The following is a 13,713-nucleotide window of genomic DNA, read 5'->3' on the forward strand; positions in this document are numbered from 1 at the left end:
CCTTGGAAATTCAGTGACTCGTTGCCGATTCATGCCAATTTTTCAGCAACAGATTGCCGATCAGGCTGATGACGGTGAAAAATAGAAAGCCAAGTGCGGTCACCGCGATCACCTCCGCAAACAGAAGCGACGTGTACATGCGACCTTGGGCAAAGATGATTTGCACGCCCAATCCGCCCTGCGAATTGCCCGAGCCAATGATGAACTCGCCGACGATGGCTCCGATCACCGAAAGGCCGGCGGAAATCTTGAGGCCCGCCAGGATATTCGGAAGCGCTCCGGGGAGCCGCAGCTTCCAGAAACTCGTCAGCCTGTTCGTGCGGTGCATGGCGAACAGTTCCACCAGGCTTCGGGACGTCGACCGAAACCCAAGCAAAGAATTGTTGATGATCGGAAACAGAGAGATAATCAGACTGATGATGATGACCGAAAGGTCGTTGTAGCCAAACCACAAGACGATCAGGGGCGCGACCGCCACAACGGGAACAGTCTGGAGCAGAACAGCATAGGGATAGAAGCTGCGCTCAAGCACGCGCGATTGGCTCAGGATCGCCGCGAAGGAGATACCAAGCACCACTGCCGCGACGTAACCGCACGTCGCTTCCTTGAGCGTCGTCATGGCTGCGGCAAGGATGACTGCGCCGTTTTCGGCGAAGGCGGCGGCCACGTCGTCCGGCGCCGGCAGCAGGTAGCTCTGGCCTTTGAAGACCTTGATCGCCAGCACGTACCACAGCAACAGGGCAGCGATCGCCACAAGGGTGGGCGGCAGGCCGATCGCGAGCCCCGAGGTCACCTTGCTGCGAATGTGTGACATGGTCGCCATGTGTTGATCCCAGCCTTGCTTTGGTCTCAGCTTTTCCGCTGTCGCAGCGCCGCCGACACCGTTCCCGTCAGCTTTACGAATTCGACTGTCGACCGCAGTTCGGGAGAACGAGGAAACGGGAAAGGAACATCCACTACATCGACGATGCGACCCGGCTGCTGCGACATCACGACGACGCGATCGGACAAGAACACCGCCTCGTGGATGTTGTGCGTGACCAGCAAGGCGGTAAAGCCGGTCTTCTGCCACAGGCTGGACAGTTCTTCCTGCAGGATATCGCGCGTCAGTTCGTCGACGGCTGCGAGCGGCTCATCCAGCAACATTAGATCCGGGCGCAATGCAATGGCGCGCGCCAACGAAAGCCGCATACGCATACCGCCCGACAGCTGGTGCGGATAAAATCTTTCGAAACCGGCAAGTCCGACGAGATCGAGCGCCTCCTGAGCGCGCGCGCGACGGTCCGCGAGCGGATAACGTTCCAATTCCATCAGCAATTCGGCGTTGCGCGCCGCGTTGCGCCATGGCAACAGCGCGGCCTCTTGAAAGACGAATGCCGCCGTTGCATTGCTTGCTTTCCGGCACGTCCCGGCTGTCGGCGCGATGAGACCGGCCACGATCCGGAGGAGAGTGGACTTGCCGCAACCTGACGGACCGACAATCGAGATGAACTCGCCTCCGGCAATTGCGAGGTTGATGTTATCGAGCGCCTTCGCGCCGGACGAAAATTGCTTCCAGACATCTTCGATAGAGATCGACACCGCGCCGGCGCGCCGCCGCGATGAGGGCGCAAACGGGTCCGTTTCAGGGACGACGGCGGCTGGAGTAGGAGAGTACACGGTCAGCACCCCGGGACGAAGGACAGGTCGTAGGCTGTCTTGGGGTCAAAGCTTGCGGGCAGAAAATTGACGTCCTTCAACTGCGCAGAGAGCTCCTGCCATCGGCCATCGGTCATGCAACCGATCTTTGAAATATCCTTGGGCAGAAGCTCCGACGTCAAATCCTTGACCGCTGCATCGTGAACGGTCGGGGAAACCGAATTGTTCAGTCCGAGAATAAACGCACGTGACGTGGACGGGTCTTGCGCAAAGTGTTTCCAGGATTCCTTCACGGCGGCGACCGTGTCTTTCACGAGTTGCGGATTCTTCGCGATCATGTCGTCGCTGGTGAATAGCACGTTGTATGGCTTGTAACCGAGGTCGGAGACCTTGATTTGCGAATTGGGAATTTTCGCTTCCGTCATGCGCGCCGGCAGAAAGAGGGAGTAGCCTTGCTGCACCATGTTCGGATCGGACTTGAACAGGCTGAGGTCGCCACTCACGGGAATTTCGCGAACGCCCGCAATTCCATATTTCTTTTTGATCCATTCCCAATAGCCGAAGCCGATATTGACCGCGAAGGTCTTCTGCTTGAGGTCGGTGATCGATTTGACTGCGGGGTCAGCGTGATAGACGAGCGTGTAAGGCACATAATCGAGGGACGTAAAGACCGCGCGAACGGGTGCGCCGCGCAAGCGCGCGAGCATGATGTCGTCCGCATTACCAACGCCGAATTCGGCCTGCCCCGCCAAAACCTGGGGAATGGTCTGAATTTTTGGACCACCGGCAAGGGTCGTGATCTTGAGACCTTTGTCCTTGCCGGCGTCATCGATCTGGGCCTGCCAGTAGCCACTCTGGTCCGCCTGAGCAAACCAGCCCATCAGCAGCCGAACCTGCTTCGGTTCTTGGGCATGGACCGAGACCATATGGAGCATGGACACGGTCAGTCCGCAAAGTGCGACGTAGGTCATTTTAGACGGACCGGACATCTGTCTTCTCCATGAGGTATCGGGATCAATTCGTGCGCTTCTGACAGCGGCTCAGAGCCATGGAATCTGCGACTGTTGATAGCGGTGCGAGCGAAACACGCTGTTATGCTGGCCCGTCGAATAGCTGCGCACCTCGGGCTCCGGATATACGGAGAAGTACGGGATGACGTATTCCCAAACGACATCGCGTTCGGGCGTTACCTCGAACAGGCGGCCGGTCGCGGACTCCGTAATATGCGTATTGCCGTTCGGCAGACGCTCGGCGGCGCCCATATAGGGAGAGAAAAAGGCCGGTCGCATCTCGTCGAAATACTCCCACGCAACGGCGTTGGTCAGTGGGTTGACCTCAACGACTCGCGACGACGGCGAGGTCACACCATGACGCAAGTTGCCGTTATCAAAGATCAGGATGTTGCCGTTATCGAGCTCGACCGGCGAGTGCTGCTGCGCGACGACAGGATGAGGAATGTGCAGCTTGACGTCGCCGCTGGCCCTGTCCACGCCGATGACGCCGGAAGTGGTTCGCAGGCTCATCAGCACAAGACCGGCGCGTGTCACGCCGAGGCCATTGATGAGCGGCCAGTGGTAGCGGTCGAAAATCGTGTGGATAGGAAAATCCTCCGGGCGCAGATGCTCCCAACTGCGCCAAATCCATACGATCTCACCTTCGCGGTTCACCTCCTTGATGACGTCGGCATAGACTGCTCCATCCGGAAGGTCATGTGCCGAGCTACCGCCGACAACTCTCGCGGCGATCGATTTGGGCATCGGCTCCATCGCTCCATAAAGCAGGTTGCCGTTCGCCAGCCACTGGCCGTCGTGATGGTGAAACGGATCGGAGTATTCCCAAACGATCTCCCCCTCGGGCGTCGCTTCGTAGAAAGCGCCGCCGCGCCAAAGCTTCCAGGCGGGATATGCATTTGTCGAATTGGGCAGATTGCCGTTATAGCCGAGATTGCCGTTGGGCAGCAGCACCGCGTGGCGACCCGGCCGGCACGGCATCTTCCAGTGATGGACGACTTCGCCGGTCATATCGATGAGATAGACGTTGCCATCGTCGGTCTGCGGCGCAATCAGCGTATATCCGCCCGCGCTGCGCGCCGGATCGTGGGCAATAACTCCGCCCCCCCGTCGCCGAAGGGTCACCTGATCAACAGAAACGGGGTCATGATGGGGGAGGCCGGCGTCTTGCAACATCTCTGTCCTCAGAGTCGATTTTCTGGTAGTTTGTACAAACGTCTTATTAAAACGTTTTAATGGCGCTATTCTGAGGATCTTGCCCGTTGAAAGTCAATCCAACACCTAGCAAAAATATTGTGCGGGCCGGTTCAAAAAACGAGCAGACGAGTCCGGCAGCGACATCGATGCCAGAACCGGCCAGACGCCCCCGGCCGACGATCATCGATGTCGCGAAGATGGCGAAGGTGTCGCCGGCGACGGTTTCCAACGCGCTCAATGACCGGCCGAATGTCGATCAGGAAACACGCAAACGTGTGCTGGCGGCGGTCGAAAAGCTAGGTTACACGCCCAATCTTCGTGCACGCGGGCTGCGTACGGGCCGAGCCGACACGATCGCGATCTTTTCGTCTATGTCGATGGCCATCGCCGGCGGGCGGGCGCGGCTGGGCTTCACGATGGAAATCGCCGCCGCCGCTGCCGTACGCGCGCTCGAAAGCGGAATCGCGCTGGTGCTTGTCCCACCATCGACCAACGGACAATCCGCTTTTCGCGACCTGCACATTGACGGCGCGCTCATCGTCGAGCCAACGAAGAGCGATCTTGAATTTATGCTTCTGCAACACCGCGGCGTCCCGATTGTTTCGATCGGCCAATATCCCGGCAAGGAGGTCGTGCCGTACGTCGATCTTAACCCCTATCAAGTGGCCAAGTTACTGACCGAGCACCTTTACCAACAGAAGGCGCGCAACATCGCGTTGATCGTCGGGGCCCAACAGAGACACACGCATTTGGAAACCGAACGTGCCTACCGCGATTTTGCGCGTGCGCATCGAATGCCCGCCATCGTGCGCCGCGCGAACGAGGCTGGAGGCGAGGAGGCCGGCCATGCCACGGCCCTCGATCTCCTCTCAAAACACACCGAACTCGATGGACTGTTCGTATCAGTCGATGCGTTTGCCGCCGGGACGCGGCGCGCGGTTGCTGAACTTGGGCGCACGGTTCCCGGTGATTTGAAGATGGCTACGCGCTATGACGGCATCCACGCGCGCGAAAGCGACCCACCGCTCACAGCTGTCAACTTGCATCTGGACGAACTGGCTATTCTGGGCGTTGAAATGCTGCTCGAACATATCGCCGGACGAACCGAGCGCAAATTTGCAACAGGTCCGATGGCGACATTGATACAGCGGGCGTCGTCGGCCTGAATATCGCTGAACCTTCACGCTCAAAATCCGGCACGAACGCGAAGTTGAACGGGCGGCACCGCTACGTCACGATAACTCTCAAGCCGTTGGGACTACGAGGGTGGTGTTGAATGGCGCACTGCCGATACCTAAAGGACCGATGCCATCCAATGGAGATTGGTTGTGGTTCGAGTTTTTTTATTTCGCGGTGGGACGATCTCGGTACGAGAATAGCAATATCAAAGGTCCCGATCATATTTGGCGCACCCGACACGATTCGAACGTGTGGCCTTCGCCTTCGGAGGGCAACGCTAAGCGGCCGCCTCAGATAGCAATTTGAGACGGTTGCACGTCAGGCATTTGAACCTACTCGAGAAAGTTTGCGAGAGGGGTTAAGACCGGACATTCGTGCAGTCCCCGCCATCTGTTGCGTTCGAATACTTGCCATCGGCAGCGTGTTTACTAAGGGGCGCCCAGCCATGGCTTTCTGTCATTCACAAATCGGCTCGACACCTGCTGCCCGTGTTCTCATTATGTTCTCGGCGAGGGTTTCCTCGAAACGAGACGAGCGAACGATCGGATGGCAACGACAGCCACCATTCTTCATGCGGACCTGGACGCCTTCTATGCCTCCGTAGAGCAGCTGCTTGATCCTTCATTGCGCGGCAAACCCGTCGCGGTCGGTAGTGGCGTCGTGCTTGCCGCTTCCTACGAAGCCAGTGCCTTCGGGGTCAGCGGGGGGATGCCGGGACGGCGAGCGCGCGAACTCTGTCCGCAACTCACTTTTTGAGCGGGCATTTCAAGGAATACCAACGGCTGGGCGATGCCGCCATCAAGGTGATCGGCGATTTCACACCGCTCGTGGAGCGGATCTCCATCGACGAGGCCTTCGCCGACGTTGCTGGCTGTACCTATCTCTTCGGTCCACCTGACGAAATTGCGAGGACAATCCGCCGACGTGTGCGGGCTGAGCTCGGCCTTCCGATTTCAGTCGGCGTGGCTCGCACCAAGCATCTTGCAAAGATTGCGTCGCAAGTGGCCAAGCCCGATGGGCTGGTGATCGTCGATCCTGACACCGAGCTGCAATTCCTTCACCATCTGCCCGTCGAACTGATGTGGGGAGTGGGCCCGGTCACCAAGGCGCGGCTGGCCGAGATACGCGTAGTGATGACCGGGCAGTTGGCGACGACACCGGGATGGTCGCTCGAGCGGTTGCTCGGCCCCGCTGCTGGGGAGAAACTCGCAGCGCTGGCTTGGAATCGTGATCCATGGGAAATCAAAGCTCACCGCCGAGCCGGCTCGGCAGGAGCGCAATCGGCGATCGGCAGGAAGCCCGCTGAAGAGCGAGTTATTCGACCGATCCTGCTTCACCTTGCGGACCGAATCGGCACCCGGCTCTGGGCTAAGGCAAGGCCGGGCCGAACCGTGACGGTCCGTGTTCGCTTCGCCAATCTGAACTCCGCTACGCGCTCGGTAACGCTCGACGCGCCAATCTCGGCGACTGTGATCCTTGCCGAACTCGCCGCGGACCTGGTGCGCGCCGTCCTCGCAGATTACCCTGACGAGAAGACCATTTCGCTCCTCGCGATCTCAGTGTCGCACCTTGAGGAGGACTGGGATCTGGAGCTGGACCTTCCGCTTGGGCTTCACGATGAACCCCGTCGCCCCGGCAGCAAAATAGGCATGGCACGTTGGGCGGCCGACCGTGCCGTCGATAAGATCCGTGATCGTTTTGGATGGGATGCCATTGGCTATGGCTCGGTGGCGTTGAGCATCTTTCATTCGGTTCCTGACGAGTTTCGCGAGCTCGCTGAAAAAGACTTATGACCGTCATCCGTAACGGGAAAGGCCGCAGCAATGTGCGTCCAACGCGTGCGAGCCCTGGCGCGAGAACGCCGCAACGAAATCGCAACGAATTGGGTGAAACGACCGTGAACAGAACGTGACGGAAGCACCTGCCTGGACAAGAAAAATCAACAACTTAGAAGATGCTCACTGCGTTCGGGACGCATGGGGGCCTCGCTCAGATCTGGACTTGAAGCGATTGTCGGTATCGGTGGTTGCGCCTCCCCGCAACCAATAAACCCTTCTCCGGGCGATCTCGGTCCCGTGATGCAGAGAGGGTCACAAGCGCAGGCAGCGCAAACAACAGTCCGGCGGTGCCGACCAGGAAGCCGAAGACAAGCACCGCGCAGTGATGATCAAGACCATCCTGCTCATGCTTGAGAAGCTCGGCGGCAGAATGCCAACTGACGTATCCCAATTCTCGGCTGGCCTCAGGACACTAACCTTCGATGCACCGCACGGGCGGACTCGCTTTAGTCATAGCAAGAAGCTGAGTCGTCAGGTGATGCACGGCGAACGCCAAAGGGGGCCAATAGCAGTCATCACGTCAGCACAAGCGGCATTCTCACCGACCCAACCAATTGCTATTGTGGCGGAGCGCCCGCACTCGTCGCTGAAATACTTGACCCCGCGGCAAGACATTTTCAGAATTGGCTGAACACGACATTCGTGCGAACGGCGGCGCTGCTGTGGCCGGTGTTTGACCCCGTGCGCCAGAGCTAACGGACGGCGATGCCTGTGTTGTCGATCACCCGCTTGTAACTTGCGGTCTCCTTGACGATGAACGGGACCATCTCGGCCGGCCCCTTGTCGGCAATCGACACTTGGCCGTTGGTGACGAGGTCGGCGACGAGGCCTGGGTCGGCAAGGACAGAGCTGAGTGCCTCAGAGAGCTTGCTTACGATTTTCGGGTCTGTCCCGGCCGGGAGCGCGACCCAGGTTGAGCCGACACTGACGGCGTCCGGGTAGCCGGCCTCGAGGACCGTCGGCGCATCGGGCAGCGCGGCCAACCGCGCCGCACCGGTGGTGCCGAGCACCTTGACCTTGCCGGTGTCGATCAGCGGCCTGAGCACGCTGAGATAGTCGAAGGACACATCCAGGATGCCGGACATCATGTCGGTCATCTGGCTCGAGCCCGACTTGTAGGGCACGTGTGTCAGCGTGATCCCGGCGGCCGCCTGGAACATCTCGCCGGCGAGGTGCTGGGCGGTGCCGGGCCCCGGGGAGCCAAAGTTGATCTTGCCCGGGCTAGCCTTCGCGTAGGCCACGAACTCAGCCAGCGTGTTGTATGGCGCTGCTGCAGTCGCGACGAGGATCTGATTTGACGAGCTCACGCCACGGACGTGAACAAAGCTCTTGAGCGGGTCGTAATTCGGCTTCGTCATTCCTAGGTTTGGCTGGATCGTCATAGGCCCGCCCGAGGCGTAGAGCACCATGTAGCCGTCAGGCTGGGCCCGGGCAACGAACTCCGTCCCGATGGTCCCGCCAGCGCCGGGTCGATTTTCTACCACCACGGGCTGCCCAAGCCGCGTCCGCAGCAGCTCTGCGATCTTGCGCGAGACGAGGTCGGTGACGCCGCCAGCCCCGAACGGTACTATCCAAGTGATCGCTCGGTTCGGCCAAGTTTCCGCCGCCGTCTGGGCCGTCGCGGCGCTCGTCTGAAACACCAGCGTCGTCGCGACGACGAGACATAGGAGCGCGCTCGCCACCACCCCTCCGCGGCGCCCCCTCAGGCCGCGGCGCGTGCCAAATGCTGCAGCAGGGCCAGGCGGACCGCCGAGCAGGGCTGGAACCAGAGCCGTGGGCGCGAGGACATTGCCGTCATCAATGATAATCATCCTGGCTTGCTCAAGCGATTGGATGCCTGCGTTATCCTTCAGCGATCCCTCGAACGTCGGGAAGTCAAACGGCTCCGTCAGTTGTAGATCGCCTTCAGCTGGACACTCTGTGATCATTGGTACATTCCATTCTTGGCGACTAAAAAATTGAGGCATCGTCCGCAATTGAGTTCTGAATGTTGACGGGAGCGCCGCTGTGCGTCGCCGAGTTCACGTCGACGGCGACCGACGTGAAGGCCAGCAGATCTGCGCGTGCTAACTGAGGCCACTCGTCTCGGCCGCGCGTTCGACATGAGCCCGGATAACGTTCCGTTCTGGATCAATCCAGCCATGCTCGCCGGCCTTGGCGATCATGTCCGCGTAGCCTTGAGCCCAGTTGGCCCCGCCGGGGCAACCGGCAAGGGTTGGAACGAGATCGACCGAAACGAGCGCATCCCGATTGTCGAGCAGCGTAATCCCTTGCCACCCCTGCGCTTTAGATCCTGCATCGGCATGCAGCACCAGCTTGAAGTTTCGGAAGTCGAGCGGCTCGCTCAGCTGGACCATGCCGCCGTAGAAGCATTCGATGATCACGGAGCCGCTATCCTTCTATTCGTGTTGCAATTATGCCGCTTCGCTAGCACCGAACGTCAACTATGCCTGCGGCAACGCGCGCAGCGTCCCCTGATAGTTGAGTAGGGGATCGCCGTTCCCGCCGCGGGTTGCGACGATTCTGCCGATGAAGAGACCGTGCGTGCCGACCAAGTGGTGATGATGCAGCACGCACTCCAAGATGCCGATCGCCGGTTCGAGCAGGGGGACATCGAGGACGCCTTGCTGCCAAGGTGCTGTCGCGAAGCGTTCGGCCCCCTTGGCGCCGCCCGCGAAACGCAGCGCCAGATCCTCCTGGCCTCGGCCGAGCAGGCTGACCCCGAAGCGGTCGTTGGCGAGAATGGCAGCATACGTTTCGGAGCTCGCATTGACGCCGACGAGCAGGCAGGGCGGCTCCATGCACAGCGAGGTGACGGAGCTCACGGTCAATCCACGCCGTGCGGTCTCACGTCCCGTCGCCACGATCGCGACACCGCAGGCGAGGTTCCGCATGGCGAGCCGGAATTCGGCGGCCTCAACCGAGCGGAAATCGGTCATTTGAGCCATTTGACATCCCATGACGTTCCTCCCTACGCGAGGGTACCAGGGCTACGCGGAAACCGCTTCGCCCGCGATCTTGCCGCGTCCGGCGGTAGCGGATTTCAGCTCCTTCCGGATCGCGGGAATGATCTTGCTGCCCCACAGCTCGATCTGGCGCAGCATCGTGCGCTGGTCGAAATCGCCGAGCTGGGTCTGAAGCGCGATGTGAGTCGGCTTGAGAATGCTGATCTCTTCCAGCATGCGGTCGATCACCTGGTTGACGCTGCCGACGGGCAAGTTGCTCCGCATCGTCTCGAGGCTCATGTCGTTCGGCCCGGCCTCTTCCTTGATGAGGTAACCGTCATCGCTCTGGGCACGGCGGAACTTCAGGCTTTCGGAGAGCCGGCGCTGGAAGCGCGCATTGTCCAGATACGACTGGATCTCGCTGTCATTGTCGCTGGCATAGGCGCAGCGCAGGAAGCCGAAATGTGTGTCGTCGATCGAGCGGCCTTCCTTGGCAGCGATGCCTTCGAGCCGCTCGCGCAGCGCCTTGATGGCGTCGGTACCGTTGAGCAGGGCGGTGACGAACAGATTGTGGTCGTCCCGGATGGCGCGGCCGAGCGTCTCCGCATGTCCCGACGTTACCCAGATCGGCGGCATCGGCTTCTGCACGGTACGCACCGCGATGGAGGTCGGCGGAATCTGCAGATGCTGGCCGGAATAGGAGAAGACGTGTTCCTTCATGCCGGCTTCAAGCACGTCGTAGAGCTCGGCGAACAACGAGTGTGAGTTCTTCAGGTCGACGCCGAAACGATCGAACTCGAATTGCTGGTAGCCCGAGCCGATGCCGAGATCGAGGCGGCCGTTCGAGACCGTGTCGGCAAAACCGATCTCGCCCAGCAGGCGCGCGGGATGATACAGCGGCAGCACGCAGACCGCGGTGCCGAGCCTGATGCGCTTGGTCAGTCCGGCGCAATGCGCGACCATCATCAGCGGCGAGGGGCACAGGCTGTAATTGTTGAAATGATGCTCGGCATACCAGGCCGTATCGAAGCCGGCGGCTTCCGCGGCCACCGTCTGCTCGACCGCGTTGTTGATGACCTGCTGCGAGGTCTGATGATAGCCGCGCTGCTGCGCCAGGATGAAAACGCCGAATTCCATGGGATGCATTCCTCCACCATATTGCGCTGCGGCCGTTTTTCGACCGGTTGAAGCAAGGTTATGGCCTTGAGATTTTTCGAACAATTGGCGTAATCTGAGCATGTCTTTTGCAGAATCTGAAAAGATCGATGAATCGCCTCCAGGCTATGGAATTGTTCGTCAGCAGCGTCCGCGAAGGCAGTTTCTCCGCGGCCGGCCGCCGGGCGGGGCTCTCGCCGGCGTCGGTGTCGCGCTATGTCGGCGAGCTCGAGGCCCAGCTCGGCGTGCAATTAATCAACCGCAGCACCCGCCATCTCGGCTTGACCGAGGCTGGAAAAATCTTCTTCCAGCGAACCGAGCAGGTGCTGCACGGCATCGAGGATGCAGAGGCTGCGGCGCTTTCCCTCCAGAGCACGCCGCGCGGAACGCTTCGGGTTCATTCGCGGACGCTGTTCGGCATCAAGGTGCTGTCACCGTTGATTCCGCAGTTCCAGAAGCTGTATCCGGAGTTGAAGGTCGAGCTGCGGCTGTCGGAGCGGCGTGTCCTCCTCCGCGAGGAGGAGTTCGATATCGATTTCCAGATCGCCGCGCCAAAAGACCCAGGCCTGATGCAGCGCCGCCTGGTGCGGAGCGAGCGCATCCTGGTGGCGTCACCGGATTATGTCGCGCGGATGCCGAAGCTGCGCGGGCCGGATGATCTGGCGGGGCACAACTGCCTGACCTACTGGATGGGGCCGGACGATGTGGTCTGGAAGTTCATGCGCAAGAGCAGGCTTCGGGAGGTCGTCGTTCCGTCCTCATTCAGCAGCAACAACGGCATCATCCTGTGCGATCTCGCGGTGGGCGGTCATGGCATCGCGCTGCTCGACGATTACACGGTCGCGGACGAGCTGAAGGGCGGGCAACTGGTGCGGCTGCTGCCCGGATTCCGTGTCACCAATTCGACGTTCGACGAGGGCATCTACGCCGCCTTCCAGCAGAGCAGCTACCTGCCGGAAAAGATCAGGGTCTTCGTCGACTACATGGCGGACAGCGTGCCGCGGCAGATCAAGCGATCCACCTAGCGCGTGTCGACCCTGTGGGCCGGCAGCCCTGTCACGCCGAGACCCTCGACGGCGAACAATCCGCCGGCGCCGGGCGTCTCGTCCAAGAGGTGAGTGCTGCGCGAGATCGACGTCACATAGAGGACATCGAGGCCGGCGCCGCCGAACGTCACGCTGGTCGGATGGCGGACGGGTATGTCGATTTTGCGCACCATCGTCCCATCCGGCGCGAGCCGCGCGATTGCCCCGATGCGGACGAGCACGGTCCACAGATACCCCTCCGCATCGACCGTCGCCCCATCGCCGCCCGAGCCGAGAGGATCCATGTTGGCGAAGACGCGCTTGTTCGCAAGCGGGCCATCGCGGCTGTAGTCATAAGCCCAGATCACGTGCCGCGCCGTGTCGGCGAGATAGAAGGTCTTGCCGTCGGGACTGAAGCATGGGCCGTTGGTCACGGCGAGATCGGTTTCGAGCTGCGCGATGGCGCCCGATGCGTCGATGCGATAGAGGCCGCCGAGCGGCTTTTCCTCCTCAGTCCGCCCGCCTTGCATGGTGCCGGCCAGAAAGCGTCCATAGGGATCCGCCTTGCCGTCATTCAAGCGGAGCATGGGGTGATCGAGGCCGATCGAGGGACCCGGGGTCAGGCCTCGCGTCCGGAAATCGTAGCACGCAAAACCATGGCGCAGCGCCAGGACCGCATCGCCATTGTCCGCCAGGGCCATCGATCCGATCGGAGCGGGTACCTGAAACTCCTCGATCGCGCCAGTCGCAGAGGACAATCTGCGGATCAATCCCGCCAGCGAATCAATCCAGTACAATGACTGCGTGCGGTCATCCCACACCGGGCTCTCTCCGAGCTGGTCTGTGGTTTCGCCGATACGTGTGATGCGTGGGACCGGGTTCATCAGGGCGCCTCTTTGGTCCGCAGGACAGAGCGGGCTTGACCGATCGGTCGGTGAAAAACTACGGTTGTTTCCATGTGCTGGTCGATGGTCGGCCTGTTTGGATGCGTCAGGGCAGATTGCAGGTTCGATGGTTGAATTATCGACGACAAAGGACGGAACCGCCAATCAGGCAGAGCAGTCCGATCGTGTCCTGCAGATTCTCGCGGAAGCCGCGCGGCTGTTCGCCACCAAGGGATATGATGGGACGTCGATGCGCGACATTGCGGTCGCTTGCGGCATCTCGAAATCGCTGCTGTATCATCACTTCTCCAACAAGGACGAGATTTACGCGCGCGTGGCGGTCGGCTCTACGCTCGAATTGTATCTGTTCGTGCGCGACCGGATTCCGGACGGCCCACCGTCGCAGAAGATCCGCGCCTTCATGGTCGCGACCGCCGAATATTTCCGGCGCTATCGCTGGGCCTGGATCGCATCGACGACGGCCTTCTGGAACGATCCGGATCGTCACAGGCAGAAAGAAAGGCTGACGCGCCGCGACCGGTTCGAGAACTTCCTGCGCGGCTTGATCCAGGACGCGATCGACGCCGGCGAGATCCGCAAGCTCGATGTTCCAATGACCGGACGCTTGATCCTGTCGTCCCTGAACTGGATGCATCGGTGGTACAATCCCAACAAGACGGCAACGCCCGAGCAGATCGCCGATATCTTCTTCGACATGGTGTTCAATGGTCTCCGTAACCCGGATTTCGGAGAGCCGCCGACCGGTGAGCAGCCCAAGCAGGCCCGACGAAAGCGCGCTGGCAACTGAGGCCGAGGCGGTCCTGCGAGTGAGGGCAAGCCCG

At 60.7% G+C, this 13,713-nt stretch carries 13 protein-coding genes, 1 tRNA gene and 1 pseudogene; 5 read left to right on the top strand and 10 right to left on the bottom strand.

What is annotated here, in order from left to right:
• Window positions 1-10 precede the first annotated feature (10 nt).
• From QCM77_RS32845 to QCM77_RS32860, 4 genes are all read right to left on the bottom strand, one after another.
• Window positions 11-823, bottom strand: a complete 813-nt coding sequence (locus QCM77_RS32845; protein WP_279686242.1) for an ABC transporter permease — start codon at window positions 821-823, stop codon at window positions 11-13.
• A gap of 26 nt (window positions 824-849) precedes the next feature.
• Complete coding sequence (locus QCM77_RS32850; RefSeq protein ID WP_279686243.1) at window positions 850-1,581, bottom strand: ABC transporter ATP-binding protein; 732 nt, start codon at window positions 1,579-1,581, stop codon at window positions 850-852.
• Between the two features lie 80 nt (window positions 1,582-1,661).
• On the bottom strand, window positions 1,662-2,627 hold the full coding sequence (locus tag QCM77_RS32855; protein WP_279686244.1) for an ABC transporter substrate-binding protein: 966 nt from the start codon (window positions 2,625-2,627) through the stop codon (window positions 1,662-1,664).
• A 51-nt stretch (window positions 2,628-2,678) separates the two neighbouring features.
• The gene (locus tag QCM77_RS32860) at window positions 2,679-3,824 is read right to left on the bottom strand and encodes an aryl-sulfate sulfotransferase (protein ID WP_279686245.1); all 1,146 of its coding nucleotides are present in this window, start codon (window positions 3,822-3,824) and stop codon (window positions 2,679-2,681) included.
• 86 nt (window positions 3,825-3,910) lie between these two features.
• Between QCM77_RS32860 and QCM77_RS32865 the strand changes: the two genes are divergently transcribed.
• On the top strand, window positions 3,911-5,011 hold the full coding sequence (locus QCM77_RS32865) for a LacI family DNA-binding transcriptional regulator (RefSeq protein ID WP_279686246.1): 1,101 nt from the start codon (window positions 3,911-3,913) through the stop codon (window positions 5,009-5,011).
• Window positions 5,012-5,249: 238 nt separating this feature from the next.
• Here the strand turns inward: QCM77_RS32865 and QCM77_RS32870 are convergent.
• Window positions 5,250-5,323 (bottom strand) — tRNA-Arg (locus tag QCM77_RS32870).
• A gap of 247 nt (window positions 5,324-5,570) precedes the next feature.
• Here QCM77_RS32870 and QCM77_RS32875 point away from each other — a divergent pair.
• Both QCM77_RS32875 and QCM77_RS32880 read left to right on the top strand, forming a co-directional pair.
• Window positions 5,571-6,817: pseudogene (locus QCM77_RS32875) on the top strand (Y-family DNA polymerase).
• 370 nt (window positions 6,818-7,187) lie between these two features.
• On the top strand, window positions 7,188-7,493 hold the full coding sequence (locus tag QCM77_RS32880) for a hypothetical protein (protein ID WP_279686247.1): 306 nt from the start codon (window positions 7,188-7,190) through the stop codon (window positions 7,491-7,493).
• Window positions 7,494-7,554: 61 nt separating this feature from the next.
• On the opposite strand, the gene QCM77_RS32885 is transcribed toward QCM77_RS32880, so the two are convergent.
• The 4 genes from QCM77_RS32885 to QCM77_RS32900 form a co-directional block, all read right to left on the bottom strand.
• Window positions 7,555-8,790 (bottom strand): tripartite tricarboxylate transporter substrate binding protein, encoded by a 1,236-nt coding sequence (locus QCM77_RS32885; protein ID WP_511337218.1) that lies wholly within the window; start codon window positions 8,788-8,790, stop codon window positions 7,555-7,557.
• 138 nt (window positions 8,791-8,928) lie between these two features.
• A complete protein-coding gene (locus tag QCM77_RS32890) occupies window positions 8,929-9,246 on the bottom strand; it encodes a hypothetical protein (RefSeq protein ID WP_279686249.1) in 318 nt (105 codons plus the stop codon).
• 60 nt (window positions 9,247-9,306) lie between these two features.
• Entirely contained in the window at window positions 9,307-9,810 is a 504-nt protein-coding gene (locus QCM77_RS32895) for a flavin reductase family protein (RefSeq protein WP_279686250.1), read from the bottom strand.
• Between the two features lie 42 nt (window positions 9,811-9,852).
• The gene (locus QCM77_RS32900) at window positions 9,853-10,944 is read right to left on the bottom strand and encodes an LLM class flavin-dependent oxidoreductase (RefSeq protein WP_279686251.1); all 1,092 of its coding nucleotides are present in this window, start codon (window positions 10,942-10,944) and stop codon (window positions 9,853-9,855) included.
• 128 nt (window positions 10,945-11,072) lie between these two features.
• On the opposite strand from QCM77_RS32900, the gene QCM77_RS32905 reads away from it, so the two are divergent.
• On the top strand, window positions 11,073-11,987 hold the full coding sequence (locus QCM77_RS32905) for a LysR family transcriptional regulator (protein WP_279686252.1): 915 nt from the start codon (window positions 11,073-11,075) through the stop codon (window positions 11,985-11,987).
• On the opposite strand, the gene QCM77_RS32910 is transcribed toward QCM77_RS32905, so the two are convergent.
• Window positions 11,984-12,871, bottom strand: coding sequence for an SMP-30/gluconolactonase/LRE family protein (locus QCM77_RS32910; protein ID WP_279686253.1), 888 nt, complete (start codon window positions 12,869-12,871; stop codon window positions 11,984-11,986). The two genes, QCM77_RS32905 and QCM77_RS32910, sit on opposite strands and share 4 nt — an antisense overlap.
• Window positions 12,872-12,998: 127 nt before the next feature.
• On the opposite strand from QCM77_RS32910, the gene QCM77_RS32915 reads away from it, so the two are divergent.
• On the top strand, window positions 12,999-13,679 hold the full coding sequence (locus QCM77_RS32915) for a TetR/AcrR family transcriptional regulator (protein WP_279686254.1): 681 nt from the start codon (window positions 12,999-13,001) through the stop codon (window positions 13,677-13,679).
• Window positions 13,680-13,713: the final 34 nt, after the last annotated feature.

It is taken from the genome of Bradyrhizobium nivariense, from assembly GCF_029846695.2.
Classification (GTDB): Bacteria; Pseudomonadota; Alphaproteobacteria; order Rhizobiales; family Xanthobacteraceae; genus Bradyrhizobium.